Here is a 15,551-nt window from a genome sequence, read left to right as displayed (position 1 = left end):
GCGGGTCCCTTTCGGACCTGACGCGCATTAGGGCAGGAATTTAAAAGTGGCCAACGAAGACAGCGTATTATTGAAAGAAGTGGACCAGGCGCTTGAGGAAGACCGCACCTGGGATTTCTTCCGCAAGCAAGGGGCGGCTCTTGTCGTTGGCGCGGTGGCGATCGTCGCCGGGGTCGCCGGCTGGCAGATCTGGGGTCATCTGAAAACCGAGGCCGCTGAGGAACAGTCGCTCGAATATCGGGCGGCGCTCGACCTTCTGGGGGAGGATGCGGATGCGGGCCGCGCCGCGCTGGAAGCGGTGGCGGAAGAAAAAGGCGGCTATGGCGCGCTCGCGGCCTTGCGCCGGGCAAGCTCCTATGCGGCCGGCGGGGAGCGCCTGAAAGCGCTGGAAATTTATCGCGGCGTCGCCGCAGGCGATGCGCCCAAACGCATTCGCGAACTGGCGAGCATTCGCGCCGGCTATCTGGCGCTTGCTGATGGGCGCGACGCGGTCATGGGCGATGTCAGCGATCTGGCGGAGGCGGGCGGACCGTTCAGCTATTATGCGCGCGAAATTCTCGGCGTCGCATCGCTGAACGCCAAGGATTATGAAAGCGCCGTTGCAACCTTCAATGCGCTGTCGCTCGATCTTGAAACGCCTGCGGGCATTCGCGACCGGGCGGAGGAATTCGCAGCGCTTGCAGAATCCGGCCGCAGCGGCGTGAATATTTCGGGTGAATTGCGGATCGACGAGCTCGTACAGTCGCTCGGACTGGATGCAGCGCAAGGGGAACCGACGGATACGGAAGAAAACGCGACCGAAGAAGACGCCGCCGAAGAAGCGGGCGCGGTCGAAAACATTGCCGGGGATGCAAGTGCTGAAGACGGCCATGATGACGGCCATAATCACGAAGAGTAAAATATGAAATCTCTATCGCTTTCCTTCTGGCGCGCACTCCTGCTGGCGTCCGGCTTTGCGCTCATTACCGCTTGCGGCACATTTGGCATTGGCGGCGGTGATGATGAAGACAAAAAAGCCGAGGAGGAAGATGACGAGCGAATTTCGATCCTCGCGCTCGATACGGCGTTGACGGCCGATCCGCGTTACGCCGATGCGCCGATTGAAATTCCTCCTTCTTATGTCAATGCGTCCTGGACCCAGCCGGGCGGGGAAGCCGACCATACGCTGCACCACCTGAGCGCTCCGCTGGAACTCAAAACCATCTGGAAAGCCGATGTGGGCGACGCTTCTGCGCGTCGGGCGCGCCTGACCTCGCCGCCAATCGTCGTCGATAATCGTGTTTTCGTTCTCGATGCGGAAACCAAAGTCTCATCCTACGACGCGGAGACCGGCGATCTTGTCTGGCGTAAGGAGCTTGCGCCGGAGATCGACGAACGCTTCCGCATTCGCGATCTGCTGCGCGGCCCCAATCCGGCGGAGATCGGATTTGGCGGCGGCGTCGCATTTGAGAACGGCCGCATCTTCGTGACTTCGGGCTTCGGATTTGTCGCGGCGCTCGACGCGCAGTCCGGCGATGAGCTATGGCGCGTTGAAACGACCGCCCCGGCGCGCACGCCGCCGACCGCCTATCGCGGCCGCGTCTATCTTTCCACCAACACAAACGAATTCATCGCCCTCAATCAGGAGACCGGCGCCAAGGACTGGACTTTCCAGTCTTTTGAAGAGGCGGCGCGGTTCCTTTCGTCGTCGAGCCCGGCGGCGGCGGGTGATCTTGTGGTGGCGCCGTTTTCGTCAGGCGAACTTGTGGCCTTTCTGGCCGACAGCGGCCGCTCGGTCTGGGACATGACGCTGGCCCGTCAGGCGCGGCTGACCTCGCTTGCGACGCTGAATGACATTGCGGGCAGTCCGGTGATCGACCGAGGTCTTGTTTACGTCGTCAGCCATGGCGGGCGCTTCTCCGCCATCGACATCCGCACCGGCCGTCCGGTCTGGGAAGCGTCGATTGCGTCCCTGCAAATGCCGTGGGTCGCCGGCGATTATATCTATCTCGTGTCGGTCGAGGGCGAGCTTGTCTGCGTATCGCGCAATGACGGCGCTATCGTCTGGGTGACCCAGCTTCGCCGTTATAAAAAAGAGAAAAAGAAAAAAGGCCGCATCTCCTGGGCGGGCCCTGTATTGGCGGGCGGCAATCTCCTGCTTGTCTCCACGGAAAGCGAAATCGTAAAAGTCTCGCCGGAAACGGGTGAAATTTTGTTGACCGACAAGATTGACGGCAGCTCTGTCGTCTCGCCGGTCGTCGCGGGAGAAAAAGTCTTTATCCTGACTGAAGAAGGCAAGCTGATCGCCATGCGCTAAGGCGCGTGCGCGTCCGCTTGGTGAGGACATGCCGGTAAAAATTGCTCTTGTCGGCCGTCCCAATGTTGGCAAGTCCACCTTGTTCAACCGGCTTGTGGGCAAGCGTCTTGCGCTTGTGGACGATACGCCGGGCGTGACCCGCGACCGCCGCGAAGGCGACGCGAAACTCGGCGATCTGACCTTCATCGCTGTCGACACGCCGGGTCTTGAAGAAGCGCCCGAGGCGGCGCTTGAAGGGCGTATGCGCAAGCAAACCGACGCCGCCGTCGCTGAAGCCGCGGCGTGTCTGTTCCTGATTGATGCGCGCGCGGGGGTGACACCTCTCGATCAAACCTTTGCATCGCTGTTGCGCGCCAGCGGCAAGCCGGTGATCCTTCTTGCCAACAAGGCTGAGGGCAATGCGGGCGATGCAGGCTTTTACGACGCCTATGCGCTCGGCGTCGGCGATCCCATCGCGATCTCCGCCGAACATGGCGAGGGCATGGCCGAGCTTTACAATGCGCTCGACCCTTTCCTGGCGGAACTCGATGACGAAGAAGAAATCGATGAAGAACAGGAATGGGACAATCCGCTAAAGCCCCTGCGCGTCGCCATCATTGGCCGTCCGAATGCCGGCAAATCGACCCTTGTTAATCGCCTGATCGGTGAGAACCGGCTGCTGACCGGACCGGAGGCGGGGATCACCCGCGATTCAATTTCCGTCGAATGGAAATGGCGCGGACGTGACCGCGACTGGCCGGTGAAGCTGTTCGATACGGCGGGCATGCGCAAGAAAGCGAAAGTTCAGTCCAAGCTTGAAAAGCTGTCCGTCGCCGACGCCCTGCGCGCGATCAAGTTCACCGAAGTTGCAGTGCTTCTTCTCGACGCTGAAAATCCTTTCGACAAGCAGGACCTTCAGCTTGCGGATCTTGCCTTGCGCGAAGGTCGCGCGCTGGTGATCGCCGTCAACAAATGGGATTTGATCGAGGACAAGGATCAGAAGATGCGCGAGCTGAAAGAGACGGCGGGCCGTCTTCTTCCGCAGGCGCCGGATATTCCCATCACGCCTTTTTCCGCGCTGACCGGCGCGGGCGTGAACCGGCTGATGCCGGCGGTGATCAAGGTCTATATTGACTGGAATGCGCGGGTGAAAACGCCGGAACTCAATGACTGGCTGCAGGAGGCGGTGCATCGTCACGCGCCGCCCGCCGTTTCCGGCCAGCGCATAAAACTGCGTTACATCGCCCAGACGAAAACGCGCCCGCCAACCTTTGTGGCGCAGTGCACGCGCGCGGATGAATTGCCCGAGTCCTATCGGCGCTATCTCATTAACGGCATCCGCGACGCCTTTGATATCAAGGCTGTGCCGATCCGCTTGATTTTGAAAAAGCCTGCCAATCCATATGATACGAAAGAAAAGCGCCGTTAGGCGCATCGTAGGATGAAGGCATGCGCTACGCGCCGCCGGTCCATTCCTTGAACGAAATCCGCAAAGGCTCGCGGTCCTCTCGCACCAGCAAATGGTGAACGAGCGGCAACAGCTCATCGGGATGCGGCAGTGTCGCCGAGTCTTCGCCGGGCATGGCGACTTTGCGCATATCGGTGCGCATGGGGCCGGGGCTGATAAGTGAGACGTGAACGGATGTTTTCGCCATTTCCTCGGCATAGGTTTTCAGGAGCATGTCGAACGCAGCCTTTGTCACCGCATAGCTTCCCCAGAACGCTTTTGGCGCTTCGCCGCCCACACGCGATGACAGGCCGATAACGCGCGCATCCGCCGCGTTTCGCAGCATCGGATCGAGCGCGCGCAACAACCGCCAGTTCGCCGTGACATTGAGATCGAGCGTATGTCGCCAGACTTTGGGATCGATATCTGGCAACGGCGCCAGTTCACCGAGCGAGCCGGCATTGAGCACCAGAATATCGAGCGCAGGAAAGCGCTCCGTCAGCGCGCCGGCGAGGCGTTCGATCCCGTCATCGGAGACGAGGTCCATGGGGATCAGCGACGCCTTGCCGCCGGCGGCCTTGATCTCGTCATCGAGGTCTTCGAGTGCGCCGGGCGTGCGCGCCAGCGCCAGGACATGCGCGCCCGCTTTTGCAAGGCTGAGCGCGATCGACTTGCCGATGCCGCGGGAGGCGCCGGTGACGAGAGCGGTTTTGCCGGTCAGGTCGGGCTGGGTCATGGGGTCGGATTTCCTTGTCTTGGCGCGCGTCCACAAAAACTGTGAGCGATTGTTGGGGCCGGACGCGCGGCCATTAAATTTTAGCGGTCAATAGAGTGGATGCTATCTCTTTCGCAACCCGTTCAAATGTCGCGCTGTCCAGCTCTTCGAGGTCGTAGCTCGAAAGCGCCGCGCCGCAGCGCCCGCGCTGACGGCTGCGCTCATAGGCCGGGTCGTAATGAGCCTGCATCAGCGCCGCCGCCAGGTCGCGCCATTGGGCCGTTTCCGCAAGGCCGCGCCAACCGGCAAGGGTTTCCCTGGAATGAAACGGCGCCAAGCGGTCGATGGCGGCGAGGGCGGCGGTCTGGTCGCCGGTGATGTCGGGATACGCCGTCGTGAGATAGGCGGCGCGGGCCGCGAGCGGCGCCGAGAGCGTGATGCGGGGCGCCGCCTGCATGGCGGTCCACAGCCGCGTTGGAATTTCACAGCGGCCGATGCGGTTCGATTCCGCTTCCACCAGAATGGGCCTTGAAAGGTCCGTATGGCGCAGGCGGTCGAAAATCTGGGTTTCGAAATATTTTTGCTCCGGCTGCGGATCATCGTCATAGCCGCCAAAGACCGAACCGCGATGATGGGCGATGGCTTCAAGGTCCAGCACCTGCACGCCTTCGCGTTCCGCCGCCCGCAGCATATCCGACTTCGCGACACCCGTCTGTCCATCGAGAAGGACAACAGGCAACGGCGCCTCGCTGTCGCGCAAGGCGGCCGTCACCGCGCGCCGCCAGGTCTTGTAGCCGCCTTCAAGAACGCCGCAGCGCCATCCCACTTGTGAAAGAATTGTCGCCATGGCGTTCGAGCGCATACCGCCGCGCCAGCAATAAATGAGCGGATGAAAGTCCTTTGGCCGGTCCGCCAGCGCGGTTTCGAGATGCCGGGCGACATTGCGCGCCACATAGGCGGCGCCAAGGCGGCGGGCGGTGAAGCGTGAGACCTGTTTGTAGATGGTTCCGACCTCCGCCCGCTGCGCGTCATCCAGCACCGGCAGGTTGATGGCGCCAGGCAGGCGGTCCGCCGCGAATTCCGACGGCGAGCGCACGTCGATGATCGCGTCAAAGCGCGCCAGCGTCTCCACCTCGATATCGCCGGTATTCTCGATCATGCCCTGCGCCTGAAAGCGCTTGCGCGCCGCCAAAAGGAGTGTTCTAGACTGTCCGCCGTGGGCTGCAAGAAGGCCGCCTCAGGAGAAGGAATCATGTCCGCGGAACCCCGTCTGACCTCGCTCGCCCATGGGGGCGGCTGCGGCTGCAAGATCGCGCCGAATGTGCTGCAGGAGATTTTGAGCTCCATGCCCGTTGCGGCGACCCATGTGGGGCTGATGGTGGATGCGGCCACCAGCGATGACGCAGCCGTCTATCGGATCTCTGACGACGCGGCGTTGATCGCCACCACGGATTTCTTCATGCCTATCGTCGATGACCCGTTCGAGTTCGGACGCATCGCCGCCACCAATGCGCTGTCGGATGTTTACGCCATGGGCGGGCGGCCGATTTTTTCCCTCGCCATCACCGGCATGCCAATCGGCAGGATGTCGACGGAGACGATCCGGCGTATTCTCGATGGCGGACGAACGGCGAGCGAGGCGGCGGGCGCCCCGGTGGCGGGCGGGCATTCCATCGATTCCGCCGAACCGATTTACGGACTCGTGGCGCTGGGTCTCGTTCATCCCGACCGGGTGATGAAAAATGACGGCGCGCGGCCGGGTGATATTTTGATCCTTGGCAAGCCGCTCGGCGTTGGAGTCTTTAGCGCTGCGCTAAAAAAAGAAATTCTGTCGCCCGAAGGTTATGAAGCGATGATCGCCTCAACCACGCTGCTTAATCGTCCGGGGGCTGATATTGCCGAAATCGACGGCGTTCACGCCATGACCGATGTGACAGGTTTCGGCCTTCTCGGTCACCTGTCGGAGATGTGCAGGGGTAGCGGTGTCGCAGCGGCGGTTGAAGAAAGCGCCGTTCCCATGTTCGATCTGGCGCGGGCGCTGCTTTATGATGGCGTCAAAACCGGCGCCAGCGGGCGCAACTGGGAAAGCGTGAAAGACTGGGTTGAGGCGCCGGCCGGATGGGCCGAACAATCGCGTGACATGCTCACCGATCCGCAAACCTCCGGCGGGCTGCTCGTTTCCTGTGCGCCCGATGCTGCGGATGAGGTTCTCGCCTCCTTCCGCCGTCACGGTCACGCCTCAGCGACGGTGATTGGAGCGATAAGAGAAGGTTCGCCGTCAATCCGGATTGGTTAGTGCGTCTTTTCCTCGTCCGGGTTCGCGAAGGTCCATAACATCGCCTCAAGCGCTTCGCGGTGATAAATGGACGAGTGCTTCAGATCCGGGCGATCTGAGAAAGTCCAGGCGAGGCCGGGGACTTTTTCCTTTTTCAAGGCTTTGACGACATCGAGCACGCCTTCACGCATCAGGCCGTCTTCATTGGCGATGGCGAGATAGAGCTTGCGCTCCTTCTCCGGCATGGTGCGCATATACTCGTTCGATGCTTTTGCGAGCGCGGCCTTGTCCCACCAGACGCTTGGCGAAATCGCGATATAACTGTCTACGGTGTCCGGCGCCGTCAGGAATGTTTCCAGCACGAACAAGCCGGCGAAGCTTTCACCCATCAGCGCGGTCTCGCCGCTCACGCGATAATGGCTGGCGACATCAGGCATGACTTCATTGCTGAGAAAGGCGCGGAAAGCGGCGGCGTTTCCATGGGTCGGAAAATCCTGCTTATCGAGCGGGTCGGATGAGGGCGATGTAAGCTCCGCCCGGCGGTCGACGGTTTCAACGCCGACGAGAATGATCTCGCGGAACATGCCGGTAATGGTCGAGAGCTGCGCTAGGCCTGAAATGTGGTGGAAATCCTGTTGCAACCCGCCATCCATGACATAGAGCGCCGGATAGGACGCATCGCCTTCATCATATGAAGGCGGCAACCAGACATTATAGGTCCGGGTCTGGCCCAGCGCTTCGGACTCAATATGCCGGCTTTCGCCAATGACGATAGGTTCAACTGTCGGCGTCGCACTTTGCGGTTCTGGCGCAGAGGCGCAGGCGGCGGCGAGCAACAGGGTGCAAAAGAAGAAAATACGCATGAACAGTCCCTTTGATCAGGCAAGTGTGCGGCGGAGCGCATCAGACCAGCCGGCGAGATTGCGGCTGCGCAGTTCCGGCGCCATGGCGGGCTGGAAGCGGGCGTCGAGGCGCCAGCGCTCGGCGATTTCCTCCGTATCCTGATAGAGCCCGGCCTGCAGCCCAGCGAGATAGGCGGCGCCGAGCGCCGTTGTTTCCAGCACTTTCGGCCGCTCCACGGGGAGGCCGATAATGTCAGCGAGGAATTGCATTAGCCAGTCATTGGCGACCATGCCGCCATCGACCCGCAGGGTATTTGTCCTAGCGCCGTCGCGGGCGATGGCGGTCATCAGATCGGCAGTCTGATAAACGACGCTTTCAAGGGCGGCGCGGGCGAATTCCGCGCGTCCGGCGCCGCGGGTGAGGCCGGTGATCAATCCGCGCGCGCCCGGCGCCCAGTGCGGGGCGCCAAGGCCGGTGAAAGCGGGCACGAGATAAACGCCGTTATTGGTTTCAATGCTTTCGGCGAGATCAGCGGTTTCCGCCGCCGATTTGATGATCTGCAATTCATCGCGCAGCCATTGTATCGCGGCGCCGGCGATGAAGATGGAGCCTTCCAGCGCGTAAGTCGTTTCGCCATTGAGCCGCCAGGCGATGGTGGAAAGAAGTTTGTTGTGAGAGGCGAGCGGTTTGTCGCCCGTATTGATGACGACAAAACAGCCCGTGCCATAAGTGCTTTTGATGTCGCCAGGAGCGAAACACGCCTGACCGAAAGCCGCGGCCTGTTGATCGCCCGCGACGCCGCAAATGGGAATTGCCCGGCCGAAGAGGTCAGGGTCGGTCATGCCGTAATCATCGGCGCAGTCGCGCACTTCAGGCAGGGTTGCCGCCGGCACGCCAAACTTTTCAAGCAGGGCGTCGTCCCAGCGATTATCGTGAATGTTGTAAAGCGATGTGCGGCTCGCGTTGGTGGCGTCCGTCAGGTGACGTTCGCCGCCGGTCAATCGCCAGATCAGAAAACTGTCGACGGTGCCAAAGGCGAGTTCGCCGTTTTCCGCGCGCGCACGAGAGCCCTCAACATTGTCGAGAATCCAGGCGGCCTTTGTCGCCGAAAAATACGGATCGAGCACTAACCCCGTGCGCGCCGTCACATGGGTTTCAATGCCGCCGTCGCGCAGTTTCGCGCAAATGTCCGCCGTGCGCCGGTCCTGCCAGACAATGGCGTTGTAGATGGGCGCGCCGGATTTGCGGTCCCAGATCAGTGTTGTCTCGCGCTGATTGGTGAGGCCGATGGCGGCGACTTGTCCGCCTGATTTTTCTGCGGCGGCGAAGGCTTCGCGCGCGGTCGCCAATGTCGTGTTCCAGATGTCTTCCGGATCATGTTCGACCCAGCCATCATTGGGGTAATGTTGCGGAAATTCCGATTGCGCAGAGGAGACGATGCGTCCCGAATGATCGAACACAATCGCGCGGCTTGATGTGGTGCCCTGATCGATGGCGAGGATGAAGGGCGGTTCAAAATCCGTCATGGCTGTTCTTTCGGCGTTCCCGGTCGTGTTATTTTACCTAGTCTAGCTTGAATTGCGCCCGGCCTAAAACCCTCCTGCTCAGGGCTGTTCTCCTGGCTGTGAAACGCTGGTAAGCAGGGCCGGAATTCTTTTGGAGGGCGAAATGAAGAAGTTTCTATCCTTGGTCACATTGGGAGCCGCGCTGGCGCTGGGCGCATGTGGACAGGAAGACAAAGCAGCCAAGGCGGCGCCGGAATCTGCGAAGAAAAGCATCAAGCTTTATACTTTTGATTGCGGCCGCATCGACATGCTCGACCTTTCGCTCTTTACGCAAGGCGATGAATATGACGGGCGCACCAACGCCTCTTCAGTCATGTGTTTTCTTATTCGCCATCCCAAGGGCGACCTTCTCTGGGATGCGGGGTTGCCCACGGCGATTCACGATGCGGGCGAGGAGGGAGTGACGTCCGGGCCTTTCGGCCTGACCATGCCGCACACGATTGAAGGCCAGCTCGCTGAGATCGGGTTGACCGTGGATGATGTCGATTATTTCAGCCCGTCCCATTCCCATTTCGACCACATCGGCGACGCCAATCGTTTTGCGGGCGCTATCTTGCTGATCGACAAAGATGAGCGCGCGCATATGTTCCGTGATGAAGCGCGCACCGACGAACAAAGCTTTCCGCTATATAACGCGCTGGAAGAAGCGGAGACCATCGAGTTCGATGGCGACTATGATGTGTTCGGTGACGGGTCTGTTACGATACTCGCCATGCCGGGACACACGCCGGGGCACACATCGCTGTTGGTGCAATTAGAGAACGAAGGACCAGTCTTGCTATCGGGCGATATGTATCATTTGCAGGAGTCGCGCGATAACCGCTATGTGCCGAAATTCAACACGAATGTTGAAGATACGCTGGCGTCCATGGACCGGTTCGAAGAAATTGCAGACGAAACCGGCGCGCGCGTCATCATCCAGCATGTGATGGCGGACTATGAAGCGCTGCCGCGTTTGCCGGGTTATCTGGATTAGAAAACACTTGAAGCGTGTCTTTCCTCCCCCGCTTGCGGGGGAGGTGTCAGCGAAGCTAACGGAGGGGGTGGAAAATTTTCAAAGCCCCCTCCGACCCGCGCTAACGCGCGGTCCACCTCCCCCATGAATGGGGGAGGAGAAAGCGTTCAATATTTCACGCTCACTCTTGCGCCATAGGTCGCGGGCATGCCGGGCGCCGCGATGTCGGCTGCGCCGCCGGTGATGAAGAAGTTGCGGGTTTCATCATAGTCGGCGTTGAAGATGTTCCGCCCCCAGAGCGCCAGCTCCCAGCGGTCGTCATCGGGACCGAACGCCAGTTGCGCATTGGCGAGCCAGTAATCACCGACTGCGTAAGCTGGGCCCAGGAGCGGCAGGGAAAGCGTATCGCGATAGGAATAATCAAACCGCGCGCGCGCCGACCAGCCGTCAGCGATCTGCGTTTGGGTTTCGACGTAACCCTGATAGCTGATATTCGGAAAGCCGAGATCCTGGCCCGAACGATCGGTCAGCACTTCCATGCCGGCGAGCGTCGAGGCGGCGATATCGAGATCCATGAACTCGGTGAATTCGCCGCTCTTGTAGCCGAATGTCTGGCCAATGGTGAGCCAGGGCGAGGGCGTCAGCACCGCTTCAAGTTCGGCGCCGTAGATTTCACTGTCGGCGTTGACGATGCGGCCGACGACGGCGCCGGTGCCGGCATCATAGATCGCCGACTGCACCTGCTGGTCCTTGTAGTCGTAATAGAACGCCGCGCCATTGAGCTGAATAACATCGCCGAAAGATGTTTTGAAACCGGCCTCGAAGGCGTTCAGTTTTTCCGGCGCAAAGGGCGTCAACGCATTCGGGTTCAGCGTATTGTAGGCGGTGAAGCCGCCGGACTTCACCCCGCGGCTCACATGGGCATAAAGCAACACATCGTCAGCGGGCGTCAGTTCAACACCGATCTTGCCGGAGAGATTGTCCGAATTGAGATCGCGGTTCTCCAGTGTGAAATCGTTGCTGCCATTGGCGAAGTTCAACGGCCCCGTCGCGACCGCAAAGGTGCCGAGATCGCGCAGCTTGCGCGCTTCATCTTCGTAGCGCAGCCCGGCGATAACGGAGACCAGCGGCGATAGCTCATACTCGCCGTGGAGATAGGCGGCCATGGTGCGTACATTCTGGTTATAGGGCGTCGTCACCGCGAAACCGGGACCGAAACTCGCCGCGAAATCGGACTGATAAAGTTCGCCGAGATCTTCTTGCGAATAATAAACCCCGCCGACCCAGTTAAGCCGCGCCGTTTCGCCGGACAGGCGAAGCTCATGGGACATGACGTCCGCGCTCGACTGAAAGAAAACGCCGGCGCCGCCCAATGTCAGCGCGTCGAAATCGTTGAACTCTTTTCGGTTCAACACTTCATACGCGCCGATATAGGTGAGGGCCGCGCCGCCAAGCCCTGCGTTCACGGTGAGGCTTGTCCCCCAGCCTTCATTGTCGCGGAACGGGCTTTGTGTTTGTGAAATTCCCGTGAGGGCTGAAAATTCAGGCGAGGAGCCCCAGCTTGTCTCGCGCCGCTCATGGGCGAGGGGGCCGAAGGCGGAGTCATTGAACAATTGCAGGCCGAGCCCGTCCGACTGGTCGATGAAGCCGTGCAAATTGAAAATGGCTTCGACATCCGGCGCCAGATCGACGGAGACAATGCCGCGCAGCGCATATTGTTCAGCGTCGCCCAGTTCCTCGCCGGTTTCGCGATTGGTCTGCCACGCGCCGCCTTGCGATGTGGCGCCGGAAAGGCGCACGCGGATCGTGTCGGCGACAGGGCCCGAAACGAAACCTTCGGCGTCGACGCGCCCGAACCGGCCGCCCTCGACCACGGCGCCGGCGGAAAAGTCGTCCGTCGGTTGCGCGCTGATTAGTTTGATGGCGCCGCCGGTGGTGTTGCGCCCGTAAAGCGTTCCTTGCGGCCCGCGCAAGACTTCGACGCGCTCAACATCGAATAGAACGCCCTGCGTCATCACCGGGATCGGATAGGCGACGTCGTCCACATAGACGCCGACGGTCGGCGCGTTGTTGGTTGCGTAATCGCGAAAGCCGACGCCGCGAATGGAAAAGCTCGGCTGGCCGGAGCCAAACTGGCTTTCGATTTCGAGGTTCGGCGCGAAGTTCTCAAGCGCATTTATGTTCCGTGTTCCCTGCGCGATCAGATCGGCGCCGGAAAAGACGTTGAGCGCGACGCCCACATCCTGAGGCGATTGTTCGCGGCGCTGCGCGGTGACGAAGATTTCGTCTTGTTGCGTCTCTTGCGCCAACGCGGCGCTCGACATGAAGCCGCCCGACAGGGCGGTGGCCAAAAGCATTTTTTTCATTGGGGCGTTTCCGTAACTCACATTGGCGAAGCGCAGCGCGCGCCGTTTTACTCGGTGCTCGCCGTCTCCAATGCCTCGCGCTGATCCATCCGCAGTCCGGCGTTTTACTCGCCTTGCGAACGCTCCCGATTTGGATGACGCCCCTTTTGTCAGGATGCCGATTTACCCGGCGACGACAGCCACGCACGGTTGCGCGAGGCCCCTCATGTAACGCTTTTATGAAGCCCGATCAATCGCTCAAAAATGCGATCACATTAGAAGAAAAACCCGCTGGATCGTCCCAGTGGAGAGAATGGGCGGCGCCGGGGAGAATTTCGAACCGGACGGGCGCGGCCTCGAAAGCCGCTTTTATGTCCTCGGGCGAAAACATCAGATCAAGTTCGCCCGCGAGCAGAAGGGTGTCCGAGGTCAGGGCGGCGGGCAGGGCCGAGGCGTCGTAACCGCGCAGCATATCCACCTGGGCGCGCATGCCTTCGGCCGATTGCGCGTAAGGGTAGGCCATGGAAAGGGCGATCGCCGCATCGACCGCATTTTTATTTTCAAAAAATTCCGGCTTGAACAGCCAGTGAAAGAAAGAGCGCAACCAGTGTTCCTGCGGCGCGCCCGCTTCGCGCAGGAGAAGGATGGTGTCGATGACGGAGATGGCCCGCGCAGGGGTTTTTGCGCAGTATGCGGCGAGGACAAGCTTTTCAATTCGTTCGGGCGCGCGCGCCGCCAATGTCATGGCGATGATCCCGCCCATGGAATGACCAACCACATGCGCGCGGTTGATTTGCAGATGATCGAACAGCGCCGCGCAATCGTCCGCCATGGCTTCAACGGAAAACGGCGCCGCTGTTCTGGTGCGTCCCGCGCCGCGATTGTCCGGCATGATCAGTTTGAAATGTTTTGACAGGAGCGGCGTCACCGGCCCCCAGCTTGCGTTGTCGCTGGCGAGACCCGCAATCAGCAAAAGCGGCGGACCGTCGCCTGCGATCTCATAATGTATGTCGGCGTCGCTCGTGGAAAAGACAGGCATTTACGCGTTCCGGTTTGTTTGCGCGCGCAGCCGGTAATATCGAAGTGCCGCGCCTGGCGCGCCAAGCATGGGGTGGCGGCGCTCCCAATCGGTAATCTCAAGATCAATGCCGGAATGGCGTTGGATCTTCCAGGCGATGTAATCAATGCCGCCTTTGAATGTCTGCGTGCCTTTCAGGAGGCGCAAGGCCGAGAGGACGGCGCCTTGCGCCCCGCGCAGCCGCCAGGCGCGCGCCGTTTGCGGCGGCGTTTGTTTCGGCCGGATCACCGCGCCCTCTATATCGAGGTCGATGCCCGCATAGGTGAGGGCGGGCACCGTAACGCTCGCCGCCCAGTCGCCATAGCTTTCGATCAGTTTCGCGGCGCGGCTTTCATCTTCCGCACGCAGCTCCGCCTTGTAGGAGACGCCGAGCCCCGCGAGCCATAATTCCCGTGCGGTGAACGGTCCGTCAAACAGGCCCGCCGCGCGCTTGCAGAAGGTCGCGATGGCAATCGCCAGCGCCGTTTCAAGCCGCGCGGCCATGGCTGTCGATCCGCCATGAATGCGGCAGGGCTGGGCGAAGCGCGCCCAGAAATAGGAGTGAAAGGTTTCCTCGCTGACCAGCTTTTCAAAATGATCAAGGGAAAGGACAGCGTATTTCGCGCGCAAGGTTCCGAAAGGGGACGGCGTTTCGAAATAAAAGACATTGGGCGGCACGAGCTTGTTCGCAAGTTTCATCGCCCCTGACGAATAAAGCGCGTCATAGCTTTCGCCGATAATGTAGAAATCGAAAATGATGCTCGCCGGATCGTCGGCGCGCGCAACGCTTGCGCCGGAGCCGTAAAACAGCGCCGCTGCGCCGGGATGTTTCGCCAGCAGCGCCTCCAGCAGGAGTTGCGCCGGTTCGTTGAGGGGGGCGGTCGAAACCGCGCGGATGCGCTCGCACAAGGTCGCGAGCGCGGCGTCGCGCGCCTCAGTTTCGTGCGGCCCGAACTGCATCAAATCAGGAAGGCGGCTTTTTCGGAGACCTTGAGGATCAGGTCTTCACCCGGCGCCGTATGGAAAATCTCGCCGTCGAACACCACGGGTCCGTCAAAGCGCATGCGCATTTCGCGGCTTTTCCAGCTGTGATAACCGGCGTCCGGAAACCACGGTTTCGACTTGCCTCTGAGGACCGACATGGCCGCCTGCAGGAGCTTTCTGCGCGGGTAATCGATGGCAGTGACATTCATGGGTTCGTCGCCTTCGCCCCAGAACGGGAAGATGCCGGCGGACAGCTTGTTCAAGGTCGTCATGGCGATAAAAGAAAGATCGCGCGGCTCGAATGCGCCGTCTTCATTCTTGACTTCAGCCGACAGCGGCGGCGGGCCGTCGGCATTGTCCATGGCGCATTTCAGAATAAATCCGGCGGTTGAAAGCGCGACGGCGACAGACCGGCTCGCGCCCATTTTCTGCACATTCTGGCGGCTGAACTGCACGGCTGTATGGAACAACCCGGCGCCGAGAAAGAATCCGTAAATCGGGTCCTGACGTTCGGAGAGCTGCATGCCGATCAGCGGGCGCTCAAGCCGGGAAACGTCGCCGCGATCGCGCCGCCAAAGGAAATTGTCGAGCGATGACGCGGGCGGCCCCTGAAGGCCGCAATCATTGGCGATGACATTGGTCATGCCGCAGGGAAGGGCGACATAGCTTGGTTGAGTCTGAAACCGGCGCCGGTTGATCGCGCTGGTGATGGCGGCCTGCATCGTGCCGTCGCCGCCAGCGAGGATGAGCGTGTTCGAGTCGCCTTTTTCAATATCGTCGAGCGCCGGGCCTAGATCCTCTATACGCTCCAGCACATAGGGGCGAATGCCGCTATGGCGTTTCGTGACATAGAGAAGATCCTCCGCAAGCGAGAGATTGCGGCTGCTCTTGGCATTGATGATCATCGACGCGGTCGACATTTAAAAACACTCTTTACGTCTTCCGGCGAAGAATGCGCCGGGATGCTTAAACAGGTTACGCCGGGCCCCCGCCATAGCGCCGTTCTGAACGGACTGGCCGCCGCCTGCCCCATGCCGGGCGCGGCCGATATTTCATAATGTCACAAAACGGCCATATTTATCTACTGGGC

13 protein-coding genes are annotated in these 15,551 nt (G+C 60.7%); 5 read left to right on the top strand and 8 right to left on the bottom strand.

Annotated elements, in window-relative coordinates; translation table 11 throughout:
* Nucleotides 1-46: 46 nt before the first annotated feature.
* The 3 genes from ACFOOP_RS16965 to der are packed head-to-tail and all read left to right on the top strand — an operon-like array spanning nt 47 to nt 3,704.
* Nucleotides 47-898: a tetratricopeptide repeat protein gene (locus ACFOOP_RS16965; protein ID WP_379882337.1), complete on the top strand. Its 852-nt coding sequence runs from the start codon at nt 47-49 to the stop codon at nt 896-898.
* 3 nt (nt 899-901) lie between these two features.
* Nucleotides 902-2,296, top strand: a complete 1,395-nt coding sequence (locus ACFOOP_RS16960) for a PQQ-like beta-propeller repeat protein (protein ID WP_379882336.1) — start codon at nt 902-904, stop codon at nt 2,294-2,296.
* A gap of 28 nt (nt 2,297-2,324) precedes the next feature.
* Entirely contained in the window at nt 2,325-3,704 is a 1,380-nt protein-coding gene (gene der / locus ACFOOP_RS16955; protein WP_379882335.1) for a ribosome biogenesis GTPase Der, read from the top strand.
* A gap of 25 nt (nt 3,705-3,729) precedes the next feature.
* Here the strand turns inward: der and ACFOOP_RS16950 are convergent, their stop codons facing one another.
* Together ACFOOP_RS16950 and mnmH are read right to left on the bottom strand one after the other, a co-directional pair.
* Entirely contained in the window at nt 3,730-4,458 is a 729-nt protein-coding gene (locus ACFOOP_RS16950) for an SDR family NAD(P)-dependent oxidoreductase (protein ID WP_379882334.1), read from the bottom strand.
* 73 nt (nt 4,459-4,531) lie between these two features.
* A complete protein-coding gene (mnmH, locus tag ACFOOP_RS16945; protein ID WP_379882333.1) occupies nt 4,532-5,596 on the bottom strand; it encodes a tRNA 2-selenouridine(34) synthase MnmH in 1,065 nt (354 codons plus the stop codon).
* 93 nt (nt 5,597-5,689) lie between these two features.
* On the opposite strand from mnmH, the gene selD reads away from it, so the two are divergent.
* Entirely contained in the window at nt 5,690-6,733 is a 1,044-nt protein-coding gene (selD, locus tag ACFOOP_RS16940; protein WP_379882332.1) for a selenide, water dikinase SelD, read from the top strand.
* Here the strand turns inward: selD and ACFOOP_RS16935 are convergent.
* Both ACFOOP_RS16935 and glpK read right to left on the bottom strand, forming a co-directional pair.
* On the bottom strand, nt 6,730-7,575 hold the full coding sequence (locus ACFOOP_RS16935) for an alpha/beta hydrolase (protein ID WP_379882330.1): 846 nt from the start codon (nt 7,573-7,575) through the stop codon (nt 6,730-6,732). The two genes, selD and ACFOOP_RS16935, sit on opposite strands and share 4 nt — an antisense overlap.
* Nucleotides 7,576-7,590: 15 nt before the next feature.
* Nucleotides 7,591-9,081, bottom strand: a complete 1,491-nt coding sequence (gene glpK / locus ACFOOP_RS16930) for a glycerol kinase GlpK (RefSeq protein ID WP_379882329.1) — start codon at nt 9,079-9,081, stop codon at nt 7,591-7,593.
* Nucleotides 9,082-9,223: 142 nt separating this feature from the next.
* Between glpK and ACFOOP_RS16925 the strand changes: the two genes are divergently transcribed.
* Complete coding sequence (locus ACFOOP_RS16925) at nt 9,224-10,096, top strand: N-acyl homoserine lactonase family protein (RefSeq protein ID WP_379882328.1); 873 nt, start codon at nt 9,224-9,226, stop codon at nt 10,094-10,096.
* Nucleotides 10,097-10,242: 146 nt separating this feature from the next.
* Here the strand turns inward: ACFOOP_RS16925 and ACFOOP_RS16920 are convergent, their stop codons facing one another.
* The 4 genes from ACFOOP_RS16920 to ACFOOP_RS16905 form a co-directional block, all read right to left on the bottom strand.
* On the bottom strand, nt 10,243-12,441 hold the full coding sequence (locus ACFOOP_RS16920; protein WP_379882327.1) for a TonB-dependent receptor: 2,199 nt from the start codon (nt 12,439-12,441) through the stop codon (nt 10,243-10,245).
* Between the two features lie 229 nt (nt 12,442-12,670).
* Nucleotides 12,671-13,459, bottom strand: coding sequence for an alpha/beta fold hydrolase (locus ACFOOP_RS16915; protein ID WP_379882326.1), 789 nt, complete (start codon nt 13,457-13,459; stop codon nt 12,671-12,673).
* The gene (locus ACFOOP_RS16910) at nt 13,460-14,437 is read right to left on the bottom strand and encodes a hypothetical protein (protein ID WP_379882325.1); all 978 of its coding nucleotides are present in this window, start codon (nt 14,435-14,437) and stop codon (nt 13,460-13,462) included.
* Nucleotides 14,437-15,381 carry a diacylglycerol kinase family protein gene (locus ACFOOP_RS16905; protein WP_379882324.1) on the bottom strand — a complete coding sequence of 315 codons (945 nt, stop codon included), beginning with the start codon at nt 15,379-15,381 and terminating at the stop codon, nt 14,437-14,439. The genes ACFOOP_RS16910 and ACFOOP_RS16905 overlap by 1 nt, the downstream gene beginning before the upstream one ends.
* Nucleotides 15,382-15,551: the final 170 nt, after the last annotated feature.

Source organism: Hyphococcus aureus (assembly GCF_042643165.1).
In the GTDB taxonomy this organism is placed as follows: Bacteria; Pseudomonadota; Alphaproteobacteria; order Caulobacterales; family Parvularculaceae; genus Hyphococcus; species Hyphococcus aureus.
Note: the sequence above shows the minus strand (reverse complement) of the source record. Positions and strands in the feature narration are given on the sequence as shown.

Bases quoted from the DNA above. Each gene is read 5' to 3' on its own strand.
- ACFOOP_RS16960 (WP_379882336.1), top strand. From the start codon at position 902: ATGAAATCTCTATCGCTTTCCTTCTGGCGCGCACTCCTGCTGGCGTCC.
- mnmH (WP_379882333.1), bottom strand. From the start codon at position 5,596: ATGATCGAGAATACCGGCGATATCGAGGTGGAGACGCTGGCGCGCTTT.
- ACFOOP_RS16950 (WP_379882334.1), bottom strand. From the start codon at position 4,458: ATGACCCAGCCCGACCTGACCGGCAAAACCGCTCTCGTCACCGGCGCC.
- ACFOOP_RS16935 (WP_379882330.1), bottom strand. From the start codon at position 7,575: ATGCGTATTTTCTTCTTTTGCACCCTGTTGCTCGCCGCCGCCTGCGCC.
- ACFOOP_RS16910 (WP_379882325.1), bottom strand. From the start codon at position 14,437: ATGCAGTTCGGGCCGCACGAAACTGAGGCGCGCGACGCCGCGCTCGCG.
- der (WP_379882335.1), top strand. From the start codon at position 2,325: ATGCCGGTAAAAATTGCTCTTGTCGGCCGTCCCAATGTTGGCAAGTCC.
- glpK (WP_379882329.1), bottom strand. From the start codon at position 9,081: ATGACGGATTTTGAACCGCCCTTCATCCTCGCCATCGATCAGGGCACC.
- ACFOOP_RS16905 (WP_379882324.1), bottom strand. From the start codon at position 15,381: ATGTCGACCGCGTCGATGATCATCAATGCCAAGAGCAGCCGCAATCTC.
- ACFOOP_RS16925 (WP_379882328.1), top strand. From the start codon at position 9,224: ATGAAGAAGTTTCTATCCTTGGTCACATTGGGAGCCGCGCTGGCGCTG.
- ACFOOP_RS16915 (WP_379882326.1), bottom strand. From the start codon at position 13,459: ATGCCTGTCTTTTCCACGAGCGACGCCGACATACATTATGAGATCGCA.
- selD (WP_379882332.1), top strand. From the start codon at position 5,690: ATGTCCGCGGAACCCCGTCTGACCTCGCTCGCCCATGGGGGCGGCTGC.
- ACFOOP_RS16920 (WP_379882327.1), bottom strand. From the start codon at position 12,441: ATGAAAAAAATGCTTTTGGCCACCGCCCTGTCGGGCGGCTTCATGTCG.